We start from the raw sequence: 23,535 nt of genomic DNA on the forward strand, positions 1-23,535 counted from the left end.
CACCGCCCGCCCCCGGTTCACCCCACCCCCACCCGGTGGAACGATTCCCACCCCGGCTCGCTCGCCCGGCGTCCTTCCCCCGGCCCCGCTCCTCCGGCCCCGCTCCTCCGGCGTTCGCTCGCCAGGCGTTCGCTCGCCAGGCGTTCGCTCAGGCGTCGCTCACGGAGCGAGCCGGTGCAAATCACGCGGGAACAGCGCGACCTGGCGGACGTTCGGCACGTCGAGCAGGCGTGCCATGAACCGTTCGAGCCCGAATGCGAAGCCACCGTGTGGTGGCATGCCGTAGCGCATCGCGTCGAGGTAGCCCGAGTACGCCGACAGGTCGGTCTCGCCGCGCGCGGTCAGCGCTCGCACGTAGTCGGCGTACCGGTGCATCCGTTGGCCCCCGCTGACCAGCTCCAGGCCACGGAAGATCAGATCGATGGCGCGCGAGTAGCCGGGACGAGCCGGGTCCGGATGGGTGTAGAACGCACGATGCGCGGTCGGGTAGCCCTCGACGAACACGAAGTCCGAGCCATGCTCGCGCAAGGCCCACTCGCCGATCCACCGCTCGTGCGCGGGCGCGAGGTCGGGCTCGCCGGTCACGTCCTCGCCGGTCGCCCTGCTGATCATCTCCAGTACGTCGGCGAAGTGCACCACCACGGGATCGTCGGTCAGCGCGGGCATGGTGACGTCGAGAAGCTCAAGTGAGGCGCCGGCCGATGCCTGGATGCCGGCCAGCATGCCCCCGACCGTCGCATGGCACGCGGCGATGACGTCACGGTGGTCTTCCACGAAGCCCATCTCGGCATCGAGAGAGGTGTAGGAAGCCAGGTGGCGGGCGGTGTCGCTCGGCTCGGCGCGGAAGACCGGTCCGACCTCGTAGACCCGCTCCAGGACGCCGACCATCATCTGCTTGTAGAGCTGAGGGGACTGCGCCAGGTACGCCGGACGGCCGAAGTAGTCGAGCTCGAAGACGTTGGCGCCGCTCTCGGTGGCCGCGCCCACGATCTTCGGGGTGTGGATCTCGACGAACGACATCGCTTCGAGCGCCGTGCGGAAGCCGCCGACCGCGGCCGCACTGATGCGGTGGACGGCGGCGAGCTTCGGGTGGCGCAGCGCGACCGGCGCGTAGTCCAGCATCGTCGGCAGGCTCGCGCGCAGGTCGGGCCGGTAGAGGTCGAACGGAGCCGGCTCGGCCGGGTCGGTCAATGCCTCGATCACCGGCGAAGTGATCTCCACTCCGCCCGGAGCGGACGGCTCGACGGTGACCGTGCCCACCACGGCGACCGTCGTCTCTTCCGGCAGGGTCTCGAGCCGAGCGCGAGCGGCCTTCTCGGACACGACGATCTGGGTCAGGCCGGCGGCGTCGCGCAGGATCAGGAAAGCGACCGACTTCAGCAGCCGGCGACGATGTATCCAGCCCGCGATGCGTACGGTCTCACCGACGTGTGCGGACAGCTGGGTGGACAGGATGCGTTGCATGGTGGTGGCCTCCTCTGGTCGCAACGCGTCCCCTGAGAGGCGTGGGCGAGCGGGATCCTCGCGGTACCACCACACCTTCACCACGCCGTCGTGCGGCGTGGCCTCTGCAAACCCGTGACGTGGGCGATTCGGCGGGACTCTACTAGACGCGAAGGTCGTTCTTCCCCGCAGCTCAGGAGGGTCTTCACGCCCCGGCCGGAGTCCGCCTTCGCAGCTGCCGGCGGCTCTCTCCGACTCCGGTGATCGAGGTGCTACTCGGCTCCGTCGTCGCTGTTGGACGCCATCTTACGCAGATCCGCGTTCGTCGATGAGAGGCGACAGCGTCCGTCAACGAGTTCGGCCGGCACCTGGTGACCGATTCGCACCGATATGACGGTGAGAGATGGCAACGTGCCATGCCTTGCCGAGCCGCCGGCCGGCCCCTGGCTCCGATCGCCGCTCCCGAGACCGGACAACCGGCTGACCGGCACCCACGGCGACGTGCCAAGCGCCCGGGACGACTCAGGGTCGGCTCCCTGGTTGAAGCGCCCGTCGCTCCGGGCGGCGCCGAGGCGAGTGGGCCGGCTGGGTGAGAACCAGAGCCCAACGGTCGAGCAGCCGACGAGCCGGTCGATGGTCGGCGAGTCGAAGACGCCGGCCAATTCCAGGACGGTCCGAGGGCGGTGGTCCAACGGCGGGGTACAAGGAATCGCCACCCCGGTCCGCGACCGGGGTGGCGATGCCGCCTGCTCATCTGTGGACTCAGCCGCGGACCGTCGGTCCTCGCCCGTCCTACTTTGACCCTCAGGCGCTGCCCGTCAGGCGTGGGGTGTCAGTCGCGGGTGAGCTTGCGGTAGGTGACGCGGTGCGGGCGGGCCGCGTCGGCGCCGAGCCGCTCGATCTTGTTCTTCTCGTAGTCGGCGTAGTTGCCCTCGAACCAGAACCAGTTCGAGCCGCCCTCCCACGCGAGGATGTGCGTCGCGGTGCGGTCGAGGAACCACCGGTCGTGCGAGGTGATCACCGCGCAGCCCGGGAACTCGAGCAGGGCGTTCTCCAGGCTGGACAGCGTCTCGGTGTCGAGGTCGTTGGTCGGCTCGTCCAGCAGCAGCACGTTGCCGCCCTGCTTGAGGGTGAGCGCCAGGTTCAGACGGTTGCGCTCGCCACCGGACAGGATGCCCGCGGGCTTCTGCTGGTCGGGGCCCTTGAACCCGAAGGCGGCGATGTAGGCGCGGGAGGGCATCTCGACGTGACCGACCTTGATGTGGTCGAGCCCGTCGGAGACGACCTGCCAGACGTTCTTGGTCGGCTCGATGTTGCCGCGCCCCTGGTCCACGTAGGAGATCTTGACGGTGTCGCCGATCAGGATGTCGCCGTTGTCGGGCTTCTCAGCCTGCATGATCATGCGGAACAGGGTCGTCTTACCGACGCCGTTCGGGCCGATGATGCCGACGATGCCGTTGCGCGGCAGGTCGAACGACAGATCCTCCATGAGGAGCCGGTCGCCGAAGCCCTTGGTGAGGCCGGTCGCCCGGATGACCGTGGTGCCCAGGCGCGGGCCCGGCGGGATCTGGATCTCTTCGAAGTCGAGCTTGCGGTACTTGTCGGCCTCGGCGGCCATCTCCTCGTACCGCTGCAGACGCGCCCGGCTCTTGGTCTGCCGAGCCCTGGCGTTGGAGCGCACCCACTGGAGCTCCTCCTCCAGGCGCTTCTTGCGCTTGACGTCCTTCTGGCCCTCGACCTTCAGCCGGGCGGCCTTCTGCTCGAGGTAGGTCGAGTAGTTGCCCTCGTACGGATAGCAACGGCCCCGGTCGAGCTCGAGAATCCACGTCGCCACGTTGTCCAGGAAGTACCGGTCGTGGGTGACGGCCAGGACGGTGCCGGGATACTTCTCCAGGTGCTGCTCCAGCCACTGGACGCTCTCGGCGTCGAGGTGGTTGGTGGGCTCGTCGAGCAGCAGCAGGTCGGGCTGCTCGAGCAGCAGCTTGCAGAGGGCGACGCGGCGGCGCTCGCCACCGGACAGCTTGGTGACCTCGGCGTCCGGCGGGGGGCAGCGGAGGGCGTCCATCGCCTGCTCGAGCTGGCTGTCGACATCCCACCCGTTGCGGTGGTCCAGCGCCTCCTGCAGCTTGCCCATCTCGTCGAGCAGCTCGTCGCTGTAGTCCGTCGCCATGAGCTCGGCGATCTCTTCGAACCGGGCGCGCATGGCGAGCGTCTCGGCGACGCCCTCCTGGACGTTGCCCAGAACGGTCTTGGACTCGTTCAGCGGCGGTTCCTGCTGCAGCATGCCGACGGTGAAGCCGGGCATCAGCCGAGCGTCGCCGTTGGACGGCTGCTCGATGCCGGCCATCATCTTCAGCAGCGTGGACTTACCAGTGCCATTGGGGCCCAGCACACCAATCTTGGCTCCGGGCAGGAAATGCAGCGTGACGTCATCAAGGATGACCTTGTCGCCGTGCGCCTTGCGGACACGCTGCATCGTATAGATGTACTCGGGCATGCTCCTAAGAGTAGGGGATTCCGCCATCGGAGTTGTCCCCTCACGCCCACCCACAGCCCCCGACCACGAGCCCACCCCCCAGCAGGCCGCCACCCACACGTGATATCGCCATAGTGTCGTCGTCCGGCATGGGATGGACGCGATGAACCATGCTCAGGCGATACCGCCGTCGGTGTTCTCGGCTCGGGCGTGGGGTGGGGGCTCGGGCGCGACGGGGAGGCAGATGCGGTCGCGGCCGAGCTCTTTCGCCCGGTAGAGGGCCAGATCGGCGGCGGCGAGCAGCTCGATCAGATCGTCGCCGTGCAGGGTCATGATGGCCACCCCCGCGGACACCGTCACCGAGATCATCGTGTCCTCGACGGGGATGGCCATGCGGCCGACACGTGACCGCAGGCGCTCGGCCACCCTTCGCGCCTCGGCGACGTCGGCACGCGGGAGCAGCACGACGAACTCTTCGCCGCCGAACCGCCCGACCACGTCATAGTCGCGGAGCTGGCTGCGCAGGGCCGTGGCGACGCCCGCGAGGACCTGGTCGCCCACCAGGTGGCCATAGGTGTCGTTGACCCGTTTGAAGTAGTCGATGTCGACGATCAGCAGCGCCAGCGTCTCGCCTGTGCGCCGCGCCCGGACGATCTCGGTGTCGGCCTCCCGCTGCCAGGCCGTCGCGTTGAGCAGACCGGTCTTGGCGTCCGTACGGGCCGCGGCCTTGAGCTGGGCGTGGAGCAGGCTGCGTTGCAGCAGGACCACGGGCGGAAGGGTGAGCACCAGCAGGACCACGCTCAGCCCGCACGCGATGGCGACCAGCACCCCAAGGCACAGCTCCACGACGTCGAGCAGCACACGCTCGCGATCCCACAGCACGTCGCGCCAGCGGGTGTCCGGATCGAACATGTGAAGCGCGATGGCGATCAAGGCGGTGTTGAGCACGGTGAACAGCGCAGCGCACCCCACCGCGATCGCCAGCGGCCCGCTCGACCCGAGCGCTCCGCCCTTACCGCTCGGCACGAGGGCATGGAAGATCACCGACGCCGCGCCGGCCGCGAGACCGATGGCGGCCGCGCTGAACACCCGCCGGTACAGCACGGTCGCCCGGACGCGTATCTGCAACAGGAACTGCAGCGGCAGCGGCGCGAGGACCGCGTAGACCGGTGGCAGCAGTAATGCGACGGGCAGCCACCAAGCCGAGAGCAGGTCACGAGACACACCCGCCGGCATGCCGAGACGACGGGTCGCCTCGATGCAGATCGCCCCACACGCCATCAACGCGAGGAAGGTCAGCATTTCGGACCAGCGGAACTCGGTGGAGGCCGCGAGATAGGCCGCCACCCCGAAGGCCAGGCCCACGGTGCCGCACAGATAGACGACCAGAACGGCTGGCTGCGCCAGCAGCGGCCATCGGTCGGCTAGCGAAAGCATGCCGCCGCGTGGCTCGACCGAGAGTTCACCGGACGTCATCACATCCCCCAACGCTCACTTCCATCCGGACCGGTTCGTTGCCTCGACTCTACGTCTCACGATGTGTAACACAATAGTCGCGCAGTGTGCGGCCCGCGATGGGAACCGCTACGTTGAGCACTGCGGCCGACACAGCCGGTTGGCCCGATGCGCCCGCTCCCCATCGAGCGGCCCATGCACGAAAGGAACAGCCATGGCGCGAGGCATCATCTGGACCTGACCAACCGCCAGGCCGTATTCATGGTTCATGCTGCTAGACGGTCGGTGGGGCCGGGGGTGGCCAAGGGCGTGTCGTCGCCGGTCGCGCATTGCTCGCTCACCGGGTCCGTCGGGTCGGCGAGGGCGGGAGCATGGGCGCCCGGCAAGGGGTCGGCGGCGTTGCCCGTATGGCCGGACTCGCCGGCCCTCTGCTCGCCTGCCATGGAGTCGACGCTTCTCAATCGGACCCCTTGGCCATCCGTAGCGGCCGGGCTCGCGGCCCCGATGAGCTCCCAGTCGCGGGTGGTGTCCGCGAACTGTCCCCGTGTCGCCTCGTCGAACGCGGGGGCGGCGGGCCCCCGCTGCGGTCTTTCGAAGGTGCTCACGCCGCGTCGCAGGTCATGGCCGACGGAGGTGGCCTCGACCTCGGCGACGAACCGGCGCTCGCCGTCACGCTCATAGGAGCGGATGCGCAGCCGACCGTGGACGACGATCGGCTGGCCCAGCTTGATGGACTGGGCGACGTTCTCCGCGAGCGTCCGATAACACCGCACGGAATAGAAGCTGGTCTCGCCGTCATGCCAGGTCTGGGAAGATCTGTCGAACACGCGCCGCGTCGAGGCCAAACGCAGCGACGTGACGCGGGTGCCGTCGTTGAAGTTGAACTGGCGGGGGTCGGCGGTGACGTTACCGACCAACGTGATGTAGGTGTCGTTCATCGTGCCTCCCATGGCGGACCGGCGGACCGTCTCCGCCGACATGGGAGCCAGTCTGGCCCGGCCCGTCACTCTCCATGATTGCCGAACTGCATTCTGTGGATAGGACGCCGCGCCGCACGCGCGCCTGTGGAGAACCGCGAAGGCGCAGGCCAGAGCACCACAGCAGCCGGAATCGTGCCACAGAAAGCAGACACAACACCACGATCAGCGCGTCGAGGGCGCCTGCCTCACCGCTTCATCTGTTCACATCGCGACGCCATGAGGATGTCCACGCACGGTCCGCGGCGCCATGGTCCGCCTGCCGTCGGCGCCGCTCAGGGCCCGGTCTCCGAAGAGGGATGGCCCGGCGGCGCGGGTGGGGATGACTCAGCGGCAGGCAGGCGAAGGGGTGACTCGGCGGCGGGACGGCTCAGCGGCGGGCGGACGGGTGGCTCGGCGATCGATGGCTCAGCGGCGGGCGGAGGTCAGGGCGGCGAAGAATTCGTTGTAGCGGCGCAGTTCCTGTTCCACCGGCTGGACGACCATCCGCTTGGAGACGGCCGAGATGCGGCGGCGCATCTCGCGTTCGAGTTGCTCGCGTTCGTTGCCGGCGCCGAGGACCACGAAGTTACGGCTCGCGATCGCCGAGAACAGGCCCAGCCCCAGCACGCTGACGATCATGAGCCCGAGCCATGGCAGCGTGGTCACATCGCCCAGCAGCTCGGCCGGCGCTCGGCCGATCTTGAAGACGCCGTACAGCAGGATGGCCCCCGCCCAGCCGACTCCGGCGACGAACAGCACGACCAGCAGGTACTGCCAGATCTTCAGCAGCCACCACCAGCGAGGCACGCGGTCGAGGCTCGGGGCGATCTCGGCGAGCTCGCCGGACAGGACCTCCGGCAGTTTGCCGAGTTGAGACCGGGCGGCATCCCGGACGCCGTTGCGCCATGCCTCGGGCATGCCGGAGCTCAGGCCGTCGGCGAGGGCCTGGACGGCGTTCTCCACCTCGGCGGGCTGGGCGCTCACCGAGGCCGCGGTCACGGCTTTGATCTCGTCGCGCAGGTTGCCCAGACGCAGGCTGTTCAGCGGGTCGGGGCGCAGCCGCGCGGCCCAGCGCGCATAGGGCCAGCCGACCCAGTCGATGGAGCGCACGCCGTAGACGTTCTCCAGAGCCTCGCCGACGGCCGGGACGCCGACGGCGTCGCAGAGGGCGTCGGTGAGCCCCTCCTGCCGGGCGAGGTCCACGGTGGGCTGCACGGCCAAGGCCTCAGGGGCGGGCATGACCTTGGCGAGCTTGCCCATGAGGCGGTTGAGGTCGGCCTCCAGGCGCTGGACGGCGGCCCGCCGCTGGGCGACGGACTCGGCGAGCACGCTCTTGAGGCTGTTCACTCCCCTGCCGGTGGTCGCCGAGGTGGGCACGATGCGCGGATGCTGCACGCCCTCGCGCTTCAACAGGTCCGACAGGTCGACGACGCACTCGGCGAGCTCCTCGGGCGCCAGCCTGTCGGCCTGGTTGAGCGCGAACACGGTGACCGCCTCGTGCCCCGCCAGCTCGGAGACGTACTTGGTGTGCGTGGCCGCGTCGGCGTACTTCTGCGGGTCGAGCACCCACACGATCAGGTCGGCGACCTGGATCAGCCGGTCGGCCTCGTGGTCGGTGATCGCCCGGATGGAGTCGTGGTCGGGCAGGTCGAGCAGGATCAGCCCGTGGAGCTGGCTCTCTCCCCGGTCGAGGGCGCTCGCGCGGGCGAACCGGTGGCGCCACTGCACCTGCAGCCAGTCGAGCAGCGGCCCCGCCCCGTCCAGGCCCCACACGCAGGCGTGCGTGCGCGCGGTCGTCGGGCGGCGCACCCCGGTCGGGGACAGTTCGAGCCCGGAGACGCGGTTGAAGAGCGAGGACTTGCCGCTTCCGGTCCCTCCCGCGAGGGCGACGACGGTGTGCTCGCCGGACAGCTTGAGCCGGTCGCCGGCGCGCAGCAGCAACTGGCCGGACTCGGCGATCAGCGCCGGATCGACCCTGCCGGGACCGAGCTCCACGATCTTCGCCAAGGCGGAGAGCCGGTACGCCAGATCGCTTCGCGTATCGGTCGTCCCCGGACGAACGCTGACACTCATCGGGCGACCTCAAGGTTGTACGTTGCCTGGTAGAGCCGCTTGGCCGCGGCCTCGTCGGGGATCCCCGCCTCGTCGAGCACCTGCACGTATCGGAACGTCTCCTCGTCGAAGAGGACGCTGATGCGGGCTCGCAGGTCGCTGCGCGCCTTGGTCCCGATGTTGCGCAGCGCCTCGGCGCCGAGCACGCCGCGCAGCAGCCGCTCGGGAAGGGTGCCGGTGCCCGAGACCGCGGCGACCTCCGAGCTCCCGTAGCCGAGCAGGCCCATCATGAAGACCATCGACAGCGCCTCCTCGTCGAAGGCGACCAGCTTGGCGACCGTGCGCTTGGTCACCCCGCCGGAGCGGATCAGCCCGATGACGTGCTCCTGCCAGGCCCCGATGGTACGGCCGACCCGGCGGGCGAACTCGTCGGACGGCCGGCCGAGTCCCTGCGTCTCGGCCAGGCGGTCGCCGGCGCCGTCGCGCTGACGCCACCTCGCGATGACCTCCTCGGCCGCCCGCTGCCCCGCGGAGACGATCACCGCCTCGAGCCCGGAGCGGAGCGCCGAACGGAAGGCGTGCAGGCGGGCGGGGGCCTGCTGGGCGGTCTTGGTGGCCAGGCGGCCGGGACGGCGCAGATGCAGGGTCTTCATCAGGTCGCCCGAGCCCGCGAAGTCCTGCCAGCGGGCCAGGACCTCTCCGCGCAGCAGCGAGCCGTTGTTCATCGCGTCGTCGATCTCGGCGAGCGCGCCCATATACGCGGCGTCCACGTCGGTCCGCAGCTCGGCCCGGAGGGCGACCTGGGCCTCCATGTGCCGCGCCAGTGCGGGCACGCGCCCGCGGAAGCTGTTCAGGACCCCTTCGAGGGTCGCCCGGACGGCCTGATCGCGGCGCTGGTCGTCGACCGACAGCTCGGTGAGCCACATGCGCAGGTCGGCGACCTCCTCCTCGGGAAGGCGGCCGGCGGTGACGGCGACCTCGTTGACCACGAACCGGTCGATCTCGCCGAGGCCGTACTCCTGGAGCATCCGGGCGAAATGCTTGTCGATCACGTCCCGGGACTTCGGCGGGACCCGGGACAGCACGATCGCCATACGCGCGCCGCGCTCCTTGGCCAGCCGTAACAGGTTCCACGCGGGCGCGTCGGCGTACCGGGTGGCGGTCGTGACGAAGATCCACAGGTCGGCGGCGTCCATCATCCGCTGTGCCACCTCGTGGTGGGTCTCCACCACCGAGTCGATGTCGGGGGTGTCGAGCAGCGCCGTCGCGGGGGGCAGCCGCTCGCTCGTGGCCAGCACGAGGCTGTCCAGCCCGCTGCCGGGCGCCGGCCGGTCGAGACGGACCAGGCCGCCGAGCACGTCACCCTTCGCGAACCACTCGCCGTCGTCGGGGTGGCAGACCAGGACGGGCGTCCCGGTGGTGGGACGGCGCACGCCCGTCGCGCTGACCTTGGCCGCGGCCAGGGTGTTCACCAGCGTGGACTTGCCCGCCCCGGTGGACCCGGCGACGGCGATGAGCGCCGGCGCGGTGCTCATGTGCACCCGGGGGATGACGTAGTTCTTGATCTGGGCGAGGATCTCGGCCTGCGCCTTGCGGGCCTCCTCGACGCCGGGGACCTCCAGGCCGAGCCGGACCCCGCTGACGGCGTCACGCAGCCCGGCGAGCGCCGCCGTCAGCGCCCGCGAGACGGGCTTGGGCAGCGCCACCTCGCGCACGCGGTCGTACGGACCGTGCTGCGCGTCCGGGCCCGGGTCCGCTTCTGGATGATCCGCCGAGCCTGTGGAGGACTCGGGCTGGGCGGTGGTCGCGGGGACGGAGGAGGCGTCCGCGTGGGCCTCCCAGACCGAACGGGCTTCGGCGGTCGCCGCCGAGCGTGCGGGCTGGAACAGGCTGCCCGCGGTCGGGTCGGACGTGGGCGCCGCCTCCGGAACGTCGGTGGCGGCGTCATCGCCGACCGGCGTCACGCGGGCGTGCCAGATGTCCTCAACCGGCTGAAAGCCTCTGGCGTCGTCCGCCGCGCCCCCAATGCCCTCTACGCCCTCGGCGGTTTCCAGGCCCTCGGCGTCCTCGGCGTCCTCGTGGTTCCAGAGGGCTTCGGCGTTCCCCAGGTCGTCAGTTCCAGGGGCGTCGTTCCCAGGGGCGCCGGAGTCGTCGTTCCCGAGGTCGCCGGGGCCATCGACGGGCTCGGCGCCGTCGCCTTCGCCGGCGTTGTCGGCATCGTCGGCTTCGTCGGCGTTCTGGACGGCCGCCGCGTTGTCCGTGCCTTCGAGATCGTCGAGGTTCCGAACGTCCCCGGCATCATCGGCGCCGGCGCTCTCGACGCTGCCGAAGTTCTCGACGTTGCCCGAGGTCTCAACGTCGCCGGTGTCCTCGCTGTTGCCCGAGGTCTGGACGTCATCCCGGTTGTCGGCATCCTCGGCGTCGTCGGCGTCGTCGGCGTCGTCGGCGTCGTCGGCGTCGTCCGGGGTCTGGACAGCCTCGGCGCCCGGGACGTCTCCGGCGTGCACAGGGTCCTGGACGTCGGCGGTGGCCGCCGTCGGGTCATCCGCGTTGACGGTCGAGGGGGCGAAGTCGGCGGCGGGACCGCCGGAGGAGTCCTCAGAGGCGGAAGCGTCGGCGGACTCGCTGTCGGTGGATTCCGCGTCGACGGACTCCGCCTCGACGGAAGCGGTGTCGACGGAATCGGCGGCGGAAGCGGACTCTGCGGCGGTGGACGCCGCGGCTTCGACGGGCGCGGCGGCGGCCGGGCCGTCGTCATCGCCCCGGATCGCCTGGAACGTTACCGTCCGCTCCTCCGGGGCCTCGGGGGAATCCTTGCCCTCGATCACCGTTTCACCCGACTGCTCGGTGTGTTCATCGGCCCGCTCGGTCTTCCTCGCAGCCGATTTCACGGAACCCGCTCCGCTCGAACCATCTCGATCTCCTGGCCGACCTTGACGACGTCACCGACGACCACGATCGCCGGCGGCCGCGTCCCAGCGGCGATCACTCGCTCCGCCACCGTGGAGAGGTCGGCATAAAGAGCTCGCTGGGTCGGAAGAGTACCGTCCTGTACGACCATTACGGGGGTTTCCGGCGAACGTCCCTCGCGTAGCAGGGTGTCAGCGATCATGGCTATTCGTTCAACAGCCATCAGAAGTACCAGGGTTCCCTGTGATCTCGCCAGTCCTGCCCAGTCAACAGTTGATCTCGGATCGTCGGGCGCGACGTGGACGGAGATGACGTGGAACTCCTGGCTCACTCCCCGGTGGGTCACCGGGACGCCGGCGGCGGCGGGAACGGCGACCGCGCTGGTGACGCCGGGGACCACGATGACGGGGATGCCGGCCCGCGCACAGGCCAGGGCCTCCTCGCCGCCGCGGCCGAAGACGTACGGGTCGCCGCCCTTGAGCCGGACGACGAACCGGCCCTTCCTGGCGTGCTCGACCAGCAGTTCGTTGATCTTCTCCTGCGCGAGGTAGCGACCGTAGGGGATCTTGGCCGCGTCGATGAGCTCGACGTCGGGCGCGAGCTCGTCCAGCACCGATCGGGGTGCGAGCCGGTCGGCGATGACCACGTCCGCCTGGGCCAGCAACTGGCGCCCGCGCACGGTGATCAAGCCGGGGTCTCCGGGGCCCCCGCCGACCAGAGCGACGCCGACGGGTTTGGTGCGGTCGCGGCGCGCGTCCACCGTGCCGTCGCGCAGAGCGTCGACCACGGCGTCCCGGATGCCCGCCGCGCGGCGCGGGTCGCCTCCGGCGGTGATCGCGACGCTGATCTCGTCCACGCGTCCGCTCGCGGGCGTCCAGGCGGCGGAGGCGTCGCGGTCGTCGGCGCGTACGCACCAGATGTGTTTGGCCTCGGCCTCGGCGGCGATCGCCGCGTTGACCGACCGCTCGTCGGTGCACGCCTGGACGAGCCAGGCCCCGTCGCAGTCGCCGACCTGGTACGGGCGGCGCTCCCAGGCCACCAGGCCGTCGGCGATGAGGTCGTCGAGCGCGGGCGTCACGCTCGGGGACACCAGGGTGACCGACGCGCCGGCCTGGAGCAGAGTGGGCACCCTGCGCTGGGCCACGCGCCCGCCGCCGACGACGAGCACGCGCCTGCCGTTGAGACGTAGACCGAGCAGGTAGGGCGACGACATGGGACGGTGTTCCCTTTCCCGGGAAGAGGCAAAACCCGTTGTCCGTGAGGTAAACCTACAGGCCCGCCGCCGCGGGAGGCACGGCTCGCCTGCCTTCCAGGAGCGGCTTTCGCGGATCCCAGGGCTCGCCTCCCGCGGCCGTCTCGCGCCTGCGCGCGATGGCCGACAGCGCCTCCAGGATGACCCGGTTGCCGAGGTAGGCGGTGATGTCCGCGTGGTCGTACGGCGGGGACACCTCGACGACGTCGATGCCGACCACCGGCAGCTCGTAGCAGATGCGGCGGACGGCGTCGAGGAGCTGGCGGGAGGACAGGCCGCCGGGCTCGGGAGTGCCGGTGCCCGGCGCGTGCCCGGGGTCGCACACGTCGATGTCCACCGAGAGGAACACCCCGTCGCACTCGTCGGTGGCGATGGCGAACGCCTCGGTCAGGCACTCGGTGAGCCCGCGCTCCACGATCTCGGTCATCTCGTAGGAGCGCATGCGCTGCTGGGCCATCCAGTCGAGCGTGTCGGGGCCGGGCCAGTATCCGCGCAGCCCGATCTGCAGGAACCTGTCGCCGCGGATCGCCTCTGACTCGATGAGGCGCCGCATCGGCTGGCCGTGCCCGTAGAGGTTGCCGAACTCGACGTCGCCGGTGTCCGCGTGCGCGTCGAAGTGGATCATGGAGACCCGGCCGTACCCGTGGTGGCGGGCGACGCCGCGCGCATCCGGAAGGGCGACGGTGTGGTCGCCGCCGAGGATCAGCGGGACGGCTCCGGAGGCCGAGATCGTGTGGACGGCCTCCTCGATGTCGCGGATGGAGGTCTCGATGTCGCCCGAGAAGCACTCGACGTCGCCGGCGTCCAAAACCTTGAGGTCCTTCAGGGGATCCACGCGGAGAGCGAGGCTCGGACGTGATCCGTCGTGGGGCAGGTAGCACGCCTGCCGCAGGGCCATCGGGCCGAACCGGGCGCCGGGGCGGTTGCTGGTGCCGCCGTCGAAGGGCGCCCCGACGATCACGACGTCCGCTCCCTCGAAGCTCGCCGGATCGCCGAGGTCACAGCGCTCCACGCCGAGGAAGGTGATGTCGGGTCCGAACATCGGGCCGTAACGCATCGTGGTCCAATCACGCCTGACAGCAGAACGTCACCATTTAACCGCATTGTCGGCAAAATTCCCCTGCTAGCCGACTTTCCCCGGAATGCCGCCGATGCCCGGCGCCGCACACCACCCGATATGGGGCCATCCGGCGTTCGATCAGCGTCCACGGCTTAGGCGCGCGTCCGCGTCCGTCAGGGGTCCCAGACGCGGACGTCGCTTCTCTGGTCCGAGGTGGGCGTTCCTTCTCGGTCATGGCGACGTGGGCCGGGTGTCCTTGTCGGTCACGCCTGCGGAGTCGAAGGTCGCGACCTCGTGCATGACGCGGACCGCCGAGCCGACCAGCGGGTAGGCGAGCAGCGCGCCGGTGCCCTCGCCCAGACGGAGATCCAGGTCGACCAGCGCTCGGAGGCCGAGATGATCGAGCGCGACCCCGTGCCCGGGCTCGGCCGAGCGATGGCCCGCCACGCAGTAGTCGATGGCGTGCGGGGACAGCGCGACGGCGACCAGGGCCGACGACCCGGCGATCACCCCGTCCAGGATGACCGGGACGCGGGCCGCGGCGGAGGCGAGGATGAACCCCGCGAGGGCGGCGTGCTCCAACCCACCGACCGCCGCCAACGTGCGCAGCGCCTCCGACACGCCTTCGGACACGGCCGGGGGGGCCGCTGACGCCGGGGGCGTGGAGAGGCCGTTGATCTCAAGGGCGCGGCGGATGACGGCGATCTTGAGCTCGAGGGTCGTGTCGTCGACGCCCGTGCCCCTTCCCGTGGCCAGCGCAGGGTCGTGTCCGGTGAAGGCGCAGATGAGCGCGGCCGAGGCCGTGGTGTTGGCGATGCCCATGTCGCCGGTGATCAGACAGGCCGCCCCCGCGTCGATCAGGTCGACCGCGACGGCGATGCCCGCCTCGAGTGCCGCGACGGCCTGGTCGGAGGTCATGGCCGGGCCCTGCGACAGATCGGCGGTGCCGTAGGCGACCTTGCGGGAGACCAGGCCGGGGGCCTCCGGCAGGTCGGCCGCGACTCCGACGTCCACCACGGTCACCGACGCGCCGGCCTGGGCAGCGAAGGCGTTGGCCACCGCACCGCCCGCGAGGAAGTTCGCCACCATCTGGGTGGTGACCTCCTGCGGCCAGGGGGTGACTCCCTGGGCGTGCACGCCGTGGTCACCGGCGAAGATCGCCAGGGCGGCGGGAGCCGGGAGCGGGGGCGGGCAGGCCCCCGCGACGCCGGCGAGGCGTACGGCGACGTCCTCCAGCGCTCCGAGCGCTCCGCGGGGCTTGGTCAGGCGGTCCTGATGGGCTCGCGCCAGGTCCATCGCCTCGGTGTCGGCGGGCTTGATCGCCGCCAGGGTGCGTGCCAGGGGGCCATCGTGCACGATCACACCAGTCCTTCCGCCGGGGGGCCTGGCGACCGGACCACTTCGCCGCCAGGGGTGCGCGGAGGAAGCCTCGCGGAGGGAGCCTCGCGAACGACCATCCGCGCCGAAGAAGTCTCGCGCATGCGCCCCCCGCCCCCGCCATCCGGGGCCCCGGCCGGCCCGACCACGAAAGGTCACCGGGTTCCCGCCGCAAGCGGCGCCGGATTCGCCGACCCCCCTCTCGCCGACCCGGCGCCGGGAAGAGGCCAACACGGGTGGGAGAGCCTGGTCAGGCAAATCGCGGGTCGGGTTGAGTACCAGGGGTGGGGCGGCGAGGTCGAAGCGCGGGCGGCGAGCGGCTTGGGGAACCGTACCTGCCCGCGCGGGAAGCCGTGAGAGGGCTACACGAGGCCTTCGGCGAGGGTGGGCTGGTCGCGGGTCAGGCGGCGGACGGGGGGTTCGTCTCCGCCCAGCACGTCGTCTCCCCGTAGCGGGTCGTCTTCGCGCAGGACGTCGTCGCCTCGCAGGACGGGGGCGGTCGGGTCTTCGAGGATTTCGGGGGCCGGGAGGGAGTCCAGTTCTTCCAGGGACAGAGGCTCGTCGGCGGGGTCGAGGACGGCTTCGACGGGATCGGTGAACGCCGGGAGCTCCCCTTCGACCGCGCGGAAGGCAGCGGTGTCCGCGCCGAAAGCGGCGGTGTTCGCCTCGAAGGCGGTGTCCGATTCGAAGGCGGTGTCCGCCTTGAAAGCGGTGTCCGCGTCGAAGGCGGTGTCCGCCTTGAAAGCGGTGTCCGCCTCGAAGAGGGTGTCCGCGTCGAAAGCGGCACTGTCCGCGTCGAAGGGGGCGTCCGGGGCGAAGGCGGCGGTGTCCGCGTTGAAGGGGGTGCGCAGGGCGAAGGGGGTGCCGTTCTGGTGGCTCGGCCATGGGGAGGCGGCGTGGAGGGCTTGTTCGTATCTGTCGATGATCAGGTCGGCCAGGCCCTCGCAGTCGCCGATCACCTCGGCGCAGCGCACGTCGAGGTCGATGTGCCCGGCGGCGTAGGCCAGCGCCTCCGCCCAGATGCGTTCGAGGACACCGCCGGCGAACAGCAGGTAGGGAAGCACGACGACCCGCTTGGCGCCCAGGCGGCGGCAGCGTTCGATGCCCTGCGCGACCGACGGCGGGGCGTCGGAGACGTACGCGGTCTCGACGGTCAGCAGGTCGGCGGCGTGGGTCTCCCAGAACAGGCGGGACACGCGGTGGACCTCGGCGTTGGCGGCGGTGTCCGGTGATCCGTGCCCCACCAGCACCACGGCGGTCTCGGCAGGGGAGATCGGCTCCCAGGCCGCCTCGCCGTGCTCGTCCCCCACGGTGACGGAGGCGAGGCGGGGCATCTCGGCGAGCGCGTCCGCGAGCCGCTCGGCCATCAGGCCCAGCACCTGGGGTGAGGCGTCGAGCGGGCGGGCGAGGTCGCAGCTGAGGGTGGGGTGCATGACCTGCGCTCGAGCGATCTCGGCGGGAATGTCACCATTGTCACCGAGGGCGAGCGGGACGGTCACGAGGCGGTGGTGTCCGCGGGCGAGGAGAGAGGCCACGGAGTCGTTCAGCGACGGCCGGCCCTTGGCCACGAAGCCGCCGGACACGTCCGCGGCGACCTGGTCCAGACGGCACCGCAGTCGGTGGACGAAACGGCCGAACTCTGCCGCGCCCGTGTCATCGTGGGCGCCGTGCCCTATGAGCAGAAGCGGCGGCTTCATATGGATCTCCGATCCTTTGACCTGCGGTTTTCTGGTCGGGTCGCGAGGATATCTGAATCTGTCAACGCTTGGACATGCCTTTGCCCACCTTTTGGGCGAACCCAGACCTTCCGTTCATGGTCGTCCGGCCCGCGGGCCTTACGTACCCTGGAGATGCCTTCCTATCGTCACAGCGCGCGATTCGTCGACCTCAATGGGTGATCGGATGTCCGGGCGCGGCCGGGGACGCATCGAACGGTCTCGTCAGACGGTCTCGCCCTTGAGCAGGCTGAACAGGACCGCGTCGGATATGCCGCCGGAGATGGGCAGCGCCCCGCGCAGGACGCCCTCCTCGGTGAAGCCGGCCTTGCGGGCCACGGCCTGGCTGGCCACGTTTCCGATGGCGACCAGCAGCGTGACCCGGTGGAAGCCGCGCATCATCAGAAACGTGCTGACGGCGCGCGTCGCCTCGCAGGCGATGCCCTGGCGGCGCGCCCACGGCGAGATCCAGTAGCCCACCTCGACGTCGCCGCGTTCCCAGTCGGCCCGCTGGATGCCGGCGGACCCGGCCAGGCGGCCGCCCGCCTTCGACTCGATGGCGAACTGCACGCCGTTCACCGAGTCCACGTGGGCGAACCTGGTGCACCATTCGTAAGCCCTCTGCAGGTCGTATCCCGCGGCCCAGGGCATCCAGCGGTTGATCTCGGGGTCGCCGTCGACGGCCTCGAAGACGTCCTTGGCGTCGGTCCCGGTGAACGGGCGCAGGATGAGCCGCTCGCTCTCGAGGCGCACGCCCGTCCCGAAGCCCCGGCCGTTCATCGTGGGCGGGCCCATCGCCAGGTCGCGGGCGAGCAGCCCGAACACGACCAGGTCGTGCGGGCCGTCGTCCTCGTAGCCCGCGCCGCGCAGCAGCCCCTCACGGGTGAATCCGGACTTCTCGGCGACGCGCAGGGAGGCGGTGTTGTCCAGGTTGGCGCGCAGCTCGACGCGGCGCAGGCCGCCCTTGGTGAGCGCCCACTCGGTCAGGCCGCTGACGGCCTCGGGGGCGTACCCGCGGCCACGGTGCAAGGGGTGGACTCCGTACCCGACCTCGGCCGTCCCGGCGCCCCAGACGGTCTTGAACAGGCTGATGGCGCCGACGACCGTGCCCTCGGCGACCATGGCCAGGTGGATGCCCTGGCCGGAGCGCCACAGCTCGTGCACGCCGTACGAGAGCCACTGCGGCACGCCGGACGGATGGCCGGGCACGCCCGGCGGGAGGAACTGCGCACCCGACTCGAGGATGGCGCGCACCCGGTCGGCGTCCCGTGGGCCGAAGGGCCGCAGGAGCAGCCGCCGGGTGGTGATCGTCAGGTGCTGATCGAAGCCGGTCAATCTTCATCCCCCTTGTGCGGACACATCAGCTCATCGCACAAGGGGGGGTGTCCGCAACTTGGCGGGCCCGGGTGAACCGGTGCGGTGCGCCGGTTCGGCCGGGACCACGTCGTCTCTCGTCACACCGGTCCCAGCGGACGCGCACGCCGGGCGCCGTCCGCGGAGGCCACAGGAGTTCACTGCCGTCCACGGAAGCCGCGGTGGTCAAAGAGCCGTGTGAGGAAGCCGCGCGGAGGCCGCGGGGGTTCAGGAATGGCGGCGCAGCACCTCGCTCCACCGCACCCGGGTGCCCGTGCGCAGCACCGCCCGCTGGTAGACCCGCCCGCCGGCGTACAGCACGGCGGCCACCGCGGCCACCATCAGGCCCATGGCCAGGGCGGTCTCCCACACCGGCACCCGCACGACGGTGGAGCGCACCGGCATGAGCATCGAGGAGAACGGCGGGACGATGGACAGCACCCGCGCCAGCGTGCTGTCGGGCGACTGGCCCACGAAGAACCCGACCAGATAGGAGGCCGTCATGAGCATCGTGGCCGGGCTCAGAACGCCGCTCAGCTCCTCCTGCCGCGATACCAGCGAGGCGATCGCGGCGAACATCGCCGCGTAGAAGGCGTAGCCGAGCAGGAACCACACGACCACGCCGGCCACCACCCCGTAGGTGCCGTCGGGCAGGTGGGGCACCGCGCCGGAGATCTGCGCGGCGGCGAGCCCGACGGCGGCGATGACGACCAGCTGGGACAGCCCTAGCACGCCGAGGCCGATGACCTTCCCGGCCAGCAACTGCCATGGCCGTACCAGCGTCAGCAGGATCTCGACGATGCGGCTGCCCTTCTCCTCCACGACGCCCATCGCGACCCAGGTGCAGATCTGGAGGAGCAGCATGAACAGGACGACGACGATGGTCAGCGCGATCACCATCCGGACGGTGGCGTCCTCGCCGCTGCCGTTCAGCGTGACCCTCGACATGACGGGCACCTGCTGGGCCTGGGCGACCTTCGCCGGGTCCAGGCCCGCCGAGGCGAGGTTCTGTTCCGTGGTGACCATGCGGTGGGCGGTGTCGAGCAGGACCGAGAGTCCGGTGCCCAGGACGGTCTTGGAGATCACCGAGGTGTTGTCCACGATCGCCGCCTCGACGTCGCCCGCGGCGACGGCCGCGCGGGCCGCCGCCGCGTCGGCGTAGCGCGTGACCTTGATGGACCGGTCGGCGTCCTGCGCCGCCTGGGCGCCGAGCGCGGCCTGCAGCCGGTCGGCCCGCGCGCCCGCGAGCCCGATGGCGTGGTCGTCCGCGCCGCCGAACAGCTTGGGGAGCATGGCGAGCACGGCGACCAGCACGGCGGTGACGAGCAGGCCGTAGCGGTATCCCTTGGTGCGGCCGCGCACGGCGATCTCACGGCGGGCGACCAGGGCGATGGGGTTCACGCGACCACCTCACGAGGGATGCCGGCCAGGGCGCGGGGGTTCACACGACCACCTCCCGCAAGGAGGTCGGCCAGGGCGAGGAGGTTCACGCGACCACCTCGCGGAAGATGTCGGCCAGGCCGGGCTCCTGCCAGCCGAAGTGCTGGACCCGGCCGGCCCGCGTGGCCAGCCGCAGCGCCTCCTGGTCGTCGGCCGGGACGAGGATCACCTCGTCGTAGCGCTCGTGCTCCTCGGCCGTCGCGAGCGGCGAACGGTCGGTCCTGGCGACGATCTCCCCGGGCAGCCGGTCGGCCCAGCCGGCCTCGGCGCCGGTCACGACGATGCGCAGGCGCTTGCGCGACTCCCGTGCGCGCAACTCGGCGACGGTGCCCACCGCGACCATGCGGCCGGCCTTGATGATGCCGACCGAGTCGCAGAGCCGTTCGACCAGGTCGAGCTGGTGGCTGGAGAAGACGACCGGCACCCCGGCGGCGGCGCGCTCGGCGAGCACCCCGGCCAGCGCGTCGACGGCGATCGGGTCCAGGCCGGAGAACGGCTCGTCCAGGACGAGCACCTCGGGATCGTGGATGAGCGCGACGGCGAGCTGGACGCGCTGCTGGTTGCCCAGGGACAGGCTGTCGACGTCGTCGCCGCGTCGCTCTGCCAGGCCCAGCCGCTCGATGAGGGCGTCGGCGGAGCGGCGGGCGTCCGGCGCGGCCATGCCGCCGAGCCGGCCGAAGTACTCGACCTGCTCGGCCACCCGCATCTTGGCGTACAGCCCGCGTTCTTCGGGCATGTAGCCGAACCTGCGGCGGGTGTCGTGGCCGACGGGCGCGCCGTTCCAGCGCACCCGCCCGGCGTCGGCGCCGAGCACGCCCATCACGATGCGCATGGTGGTCGTCTTGCCGGCCCCGTTGGCGCCGACGAAGCCGAACATCTCGCCGGGGCGAACGGTCAGGCTCACGCCGTCGAGCGCGACGGTGTCCCCGTAGCGCTTTTCGAGCCCTTCCACCTCAAGCATGGGGGGATCCCTTCATGATCTTCTCGAGCACCGAGACGTACTCGCGGAAGGCCTCGCGTCCCCGGGGGGTGAGCGAGAGCCAGGTGCCGGGCTTCTTGCTGATGAAGGCCTTCTCGACCTTGACGTAGCCCGCCTCTTCGAGGGTCAGCATGTGCTTGGACAGCAGCGAGTCGCTGACCTCGATGGTGTCGCGCAGGAACCGGAACTCCACGTTGTCCGCGGCGGCCAGCGCCGCCATGATCGACAGGCGGACCGGCGTGTGGATGAGCTGGTCCAGGTCGTGGCGGGGGTGGGCGCCGCTCTCGGTCACCTGGCGCCGTCCCAGGGACGCAGGCGCCAGGCGGCGTACAGCACGGGGACGGCGGCGGCGACCGCGGCGGCGAGGCCCGCGGCCACCCACCAGCCGGAGGGCCGCTCGGGCATGACGTAGTACCCGAACAGCGCCACGCCGACCATGACGGCCACCCAGACGAGGGCCACCCGCGAGTGCAGGCGGGAGTGGCCGTAGACGCCGAGGCTGTAGGCGTAGACGAAGGACAGCGCGGTCATCGCCAGCCAGGCGATGCCGGCGATCCGCGGGATGGGCGACGAGGCGAAGAACATCGCCGGCCAGTACAGCAGCGCCGCGACGCCCCAGACGAGGTAGAGCCACCCCATCGCGGCGGCGGACCGTCCGACGCTCCTGCGCACGCGGCCGATCTGCGCGAGCGCCTCGCCCGCGCTCATGTCCGTCTCGGAGCCCGTGTGCGTCCCCGCACCCTGATCGTCACCGGCGTTCATGCCCTCATCCCCCTTTCCTGTACTCAACAAGTTAGCAAGCGCTCAACTCCCATTCAAGTGCTTCACCGGACGTTGAGAACAACGAACCCCGGCACGGCGCGCGGCAGCCGTACCGGGGCGGACGAGGTGGACGTCAGAGGACGATGATCACCTCGAGCGTGCGGGGGCCGTGCACCCCCTCGACGCGGTTGAGCTCGATGTCGCTGGTCGCCGACGGGCCGCTGATCCACGTCATCGGCCGCGACGCGTCCAGGCGCGCGACCGCCTCGGGGACGCCGGGCACGATCTGCCCGGCGCGCACGACGCACAGGTGGTAGTCGGGCACCAGGGTGAGGGCCCTGCGTCCCTGGCCGGGGCCCGCGTCCAGGATGATCGTGCCGGTCTCGGCGATGGCGGCCGCGCAGCCGGTGACCACGCCGTCCGCCGCGTCCAGCTCGGCGGCGGACGGCGGCGGGACGTCGCCCAGCCGTTCCACGCCGGGCGGCAACGCGCCCAGCCACTCCTCGGGCAGCCCGCCGGGGACGACCAGGCGGCGCGCGCCCCGGCCGGCCAGCGCGTCCGCGACCGTGGCCGCCACCTGGGCGGCGGGGACGACGTGCACGGTCGCCCGGTAGTCGCGGACCCGTTCTGCGAACAGTTCGACGCCGCCCGGCTCATCGCGGGAAGGACGGTAACCGCGCGTCACCTCCACCGGCGGCGCGCCGGCGACGGCCGAGCGGATGCGCGCCAAGATGGCCTCGCGCGAGCTCATCGGCCCACCTCGCGGACGCACGCCACGATCATCCCTCTGTGCGAGCTCATCGGCCCACCTTCCGGACGCGCACCGAGACCACATCTCCCTGCGAGCTCATCGGTCCTCCTCCTGCGTGCGCCGCCACCAGTCGCGGAACGACTCGCGCGGCACGGGCGGCACGTCCCGGGTGGCGGTCCAGGCCGCGCCGGGGCCCGGCAGGTGCGTCTTGGGCACCAGCCCGCGAAGGCGGGTGACCAGCCGCTGGGCGCTCCGCAGCCGCACGGGCTCGTCCAGCACCCAGCCGGCGGCCGCCAGCCCGGCCCGTTCGGCCGGGGCGTGCGGAGCCCTGGCCCGCAGATGGACCAGCACCTCGGGGATGTCGATGGCCACCGGGCACACGTCGTAGCACGCCCCGCACAGACTGGAGGCGTACGGCAGCGAGGCGTCCAGCTCGGAGGTCATGCCGCGAAGCTGCGGGGTGAGGATGGCCCCGATCGGCCCCGGGTAGACCGAGCCGTACGCGTGGCCGCCGACCCGCTCGTAGACCGGGCAGACGTTCAGGCAGGCCGAGCAGCGGATGCAGCGCAGTGCCTGGCGCCCGATCTCGTCGGCCAGGACGTCGGTGCGGCCGTTGTCCAGCAGCACCAGATGGAACTCCTGGCCCTCCGCGGCGCCGGTCCACATGGAGGTGTAGGGGTTCATGCGCTCCCCCGTGGAGCTGCGCGGCAGAAGCTGCAGGAACACCTCCAGGTCGCGCCAGGTCGGCAGGACCTTCTCGATGCCCACCACGCTGATCAGGGTCTGCGGCAGGGTCAGGCACATGCGGCCGTTGCCCTCCGACTCCAGCACGACGAGCGTGCCGGTCTCGGCGATCAGGAAGTTGGCGCCCGAGACGCCGACCTTGGTGGACAGGAAGCGCTCGCGCAGGTGCAGCCGGGCGGCGTCGGCGAGCGTGCCGGGCTCGTCCCCCAGGCCTTCGGGGGCGGGACGGCCCCACTCCCCCATGTGCGCGAGGAAGATCTCACGGATCTCCGAGCGGTTGCGGTGGATGGCCGGCACCAGGATGTGCGAGGGCCAGTCGTCGCCGAGCTGGACGATGAGCTCGGCCAGGTCGGTCTCGTAGCCGGTGATGCCTTCGCGTTCCAGGGCCTCGTTGAGGTCGATCTCCTGCGTCACCATGGATTTGACCTTCATGACCCGCGTCTCGCCGGTGGCCTTGATCAGGCCGGTGACGATGCGGTCGGCCTCGGCGGAGTCCGACGCCCAGTGGACGTGGCCGCCCGCCTCGACGACGGCCTCCTCGGCCTGGACCAGGTAGCGGTCGAGGTTGCGCAGCACGTCGTCCTTGATGGCGCGCCCGGCCTCGCGCAGTTCGTGCCAGTCGGGCAGCTCCGACACCACCGCGCCGCGCCTGGCCCGGATGGTGTGGGTGGCCTTGCGCAGGTTGAACCGCAGTTGGGAGTCCGCCAGCGCCTTCTCGGCGTTGCGCGGGAAGGAGGGCATCCCGAGAAAGGTGCCCTGCCCGGGGCCGCTCATCGCGTGTCTCCTTCACAGGTGTGGAAGCACGGG

17 protein-coding genes are annotated in these 23,535 nt (G+C 71.0%); all 17 read right to left on the reverse strand.

Going from position 1 to position 23,535, the window contains the following annotated elements; genetic code table 11:
- Positions 1-159 precede the first annotated feature (159 nt).
- Complete coding sequence (gene aspS, locus ACFQSB_RS31060; protein WP_380830412.1) at positions 160-1,464, reverse strand: aspartate--tRNA(Asn) ligase; 1,305 nt, start codon at positions 1,462-1,464, stop codon at positions 160-162.
- 811 nt (positions 1,465-2,275) lie between these two features.
- Entirely contained in the window at positions 2,276-3,940 is a 1,665-nt protein-coding gene (ettA, locus tag ACFQSB_RS31065) for an energy-dependent translational throttle protein EttA (protein ID WP_380830413.1), read from the reverse strand.
- A gap of 153 nt (positions 3,941-4,093) precedes the next feature.
- Complete coding sequence (locus tag ACFQSB_RS31070; protein WP_380830414.1) at positions 4,094-5,356, reverse strand: GGDEF domain-containing protein; 1,263 nt, start codon at positions 5,354-5,356, stop codon at positions 4,094-4,096.
- Between the two features lie 284 nt (positions 5,357-5,640).
- Positions 5,641-6,312 (reverse strand): single-stranded DNA-binding protein, encoded by a 672-nt coding sequence (locus ACFQSB_RS31075; protein ID WP_380830415.1) that lies wholly within the window; start codon positions 6,310-6,312, stop codon positions 5,641-5,643.
- A gap of 447 nt (positions 6,313-6,759) precedes the next feature.
- Complete coding sequence (locus tag ACFQSB_RS31080) at positions 6,760-8,406, reverse strand: GTPase (RefSeq protein ID WP_380830416.1); 1,647 nt, start codon at positions 8,404-8,406, stop codon at positions 6,760-6,762.
- Positions 8,403-11,276 carry a GTPase family protein gene (locus ACFQSB_RS31085; protein ID WP_380830417.1) on the reverse strand — a complete coding sequence of 958 codons (2,874 nt, stop codon included), beginning with the start codon at positions 11,274-11,276 and terminating at the stop codon, positions 8,403-8,405. Before ACFQSB_RS31085 ends, ACFQSB_RS31080 begins: the two co-directional genes overlap by 4 nt.
- Positions 11,273-12,508: a uroporphyrinogen-III C-methyltransferase gene (gene cobA / locus ACFQSB_RS31090; protein ID WP_354850551.1), complete on the reverse strand. Its 1,236-nt coding sequence runs from the start codon at positions 12,506-12,508 to the stop codon at positions 11,273-11,275. Before cobA ends, ACFQSB_RS31085 begins: the two co-directional genes overlap by 4 nt.
- A 55-nt stretch (positions 12,509-12,563) precedes the next feature.
- Positions 12,564-13,589: an agmatinase gene (gene speB / locus ACFQSB_RS31095; RefSeq protein ID WP_380830418.1), complete on the reverse strand. Its 1,026-nt coding sequence runs from the start codon at positions 13,587-13,589 to the stop codon at positions 12,564-12,566.
- Positions 13,590-13,838: 249 nt separating this feature from the next.
- Positions 13,839-14,969 (reverse strand): nicotinate-nucleotide--dimethylbenzimidazole phosphoribosyltransferase, encoded by a 1,131-nt coding sequence (gene cobT / locus ACFQSB_RS31100; protein WP_380830419.1) that lies wholly within the window; start codon positions 14,967-14,969, stop codon positions 13,839-13,841.
- Between the two features lie 377 nt (positions 14,970-15,346).
- Positions 15,347-16,681 (reverse strand): sirohydrochlorin chelatase, encoded by a 1,335-nt coding sequence (locus ACFQSB_RS31105; protein WP_380830420.1) that lies wholly within the window; start codon positions 16,679-16,681, stop codon positions 15,347-15,349.
- 243 nt (positions 16,682-16,924) lie between these two features.
- Positions 16,925-18,034, reverse strand: coding sequence for a GNAT family N-acetyltransferase (locus ACFQSB_RS31110; protein WP_354850540.1), 1,110 nt, complete (start codon positions 18,032-18,034; stop codon positions 16,925-16,927).
- Positions 18,035-18,280: 246 nt separating this feature from the next.
- On the reverse strand, positions 18,281-19,453 hold the full coding sequence (locus ACFQSB_RS31115; protein ID WP_380830422.1) for an ABC transporter permease: 1,173 nt from the start codon (positions 19,451-19,453) through the stop codon (positions 18,281-18,283).
- An 85-nt stretch (positions 19,454-19,538) separates the two neighbouring features.
- Entirely contained in the window at positions 19,539-20,453 is a 915-nt protein-coding gene (locus ACFQSB_RS31120; protein WP_380830424.1) for an ABC transporter ATP-binding protein, read from the reverse strand.
- Positions 20,446-20,763 carry a winged helix-turn-helix domain-containing protein gene (locus ACFQSB_RS31125; RefSeq protein ID WP_354850531.1) on the reverse strand — a complete coding sequence of 106 codons (318 nt, stop codon included), beginning with the start codon at positions 20,761-20,763 and terminating at the stop codon, positions 20,446-20,448. Before ACFQSB_RS31125 ends, ACFQSB_RS31120 begins: the two co-directional genes overlap by 8 nt.
- Positions 20,760-21,233: a hypothetical protein gene (locus ACFQSB_RS31130; protein WP_380830426.1), complete on the reverse strand. Its 474-nt coding sequence runs from the start codon at positions 21,231-21,233 to the stop codon at positions 20,760-20,762. The genes ACFQSB_RS31125 and ACFQSB_RS31130 overlap by 4 nt, the downstream gene beginning before the upstream one ends.
- Before the next feature lie 133 nt (positions 21,234-21,366).
- On the reverse strand, positions 21,367-21,984 hold the full coding sequence (locus ACFQSB_RS31135; RefSeq protein WP_380830427.1) for a LutC/YkgG family protein: 618 nt from the start codon (positions 21,982-21,984) through the stop codon (positions 21,367-21,369).
- A 96-nt stretch (positions 21,985-22,080) separates the two neighbouring features.
- Positions 22,081-23,502, reverse strand: a complete 1,422-nt coding sequence (locus ACFQSB_RS31140; RefSeq protein ID WP_380830429.1) for a lactate utilization protein B — start codon at positions 23,500-23,502, stop codon at positions 22,081-22,083.
- Positions 23,503-23,535 lie beyond the last annotated feature (33 nt).

The sequence above is a fragment of the Sphaerisporangium rhizosphaerae genome, from assembly GCF_042665155.1.
GTDB classification, from domain to species: domain Bacteria; phylum Actinomycetota; class Actinomycetes; order Streptosporangiales; family Streptosporangiaceae; genus Sphaerisporangium; species Sphaerisporangium rhizosphaerae.

Bases quoted from the DNA above. Each gene is read 5' to 3' on its own strand.
- aspS (WP_380830412.1), bottom strand. From the start codon at position 1,464: ATGCAACGCATCCTGTCCACCCAGCTGTCCGCACACGTCGGTGAGACC.
- ettA (WP_380830413.1), bottom strand. From the start codon at position 3,940: ATGCCCGAGTACATCTATACGATGCAGCGTGTCCGCAAGGCGCACGGC.
- ACFQSB_RS31070 (WP_380830414.1), bottom strand. From the start codon at position 5,356: ATGCTTTCGCTAGCCGACCGATGGCCGCTGCTGGCGCAGCCAGCCGTT.
- ACFQSB_RS31075 (WP_380830415.1), bottom strand. From the start codon at position 6,312: ATGAACGACACCTACATCACGTTGGTCGGTAACGTCACCGCCGACCCC.
- ACFQSB_RS31080 (WP_380830416.1), bottom strand. From the start codon at position 8,406: ATGAGTGTCAGCGTTCGTCCGGGGACGACCGATACGCGAAGCGATCTG.
- cobA (WP_354850551.1), bottom strand. From the start codon at position 12,508: ATGTCGTCGCCCTACCTGCTCGGTCTACGTCTCAACGGCAGGCGCGTG.
- speB (WP_380830418.1), bottom strand. From the start codon at position 13,589: ATGTTCGGACCCGACATCACCTTCCTCGGCGTGGAGCGCTGTGACCTC.
- ACFQSB_RS31105 (WP_380830420.1), bottom strand. From the start codon at position 16,681: ATGAAGCCGCCGCTTCTGCTCATAGGGCACGGCGCCCACGATGACACG.
- ACFQSB_RS31120 (WP_380830424.1), bottom strand. From the start codon at position 20,453: ATGCTTGAGGTGGAAGGGCTCGAAAAGCGCTACGGGGACACCGTCGCG.
- ACFQSB_RS31130 (WP_380830426.1), bottom strand. From the start codon at position 21,233: ATGAACGCCGGTGACGATCAGGGTGCGGGGACGCACACGGGCTCCGAG.
- ACFQSB_RS31135 (WP_380830427.1), bottom strand. From the start codon at position 21,984: ATGAGCTCGCGCGAGGCCATCTTGGCGCGCATCCGCTCGGCCGTCGCC.
- ACFQSB_RS31140 (WP_380830429.1), bottom strand. From the start codon at position 23,502: ATGAGCGGCCCCGGGCAGGGCACCTTTCTCGGGATGCCCTCCTTCCCG.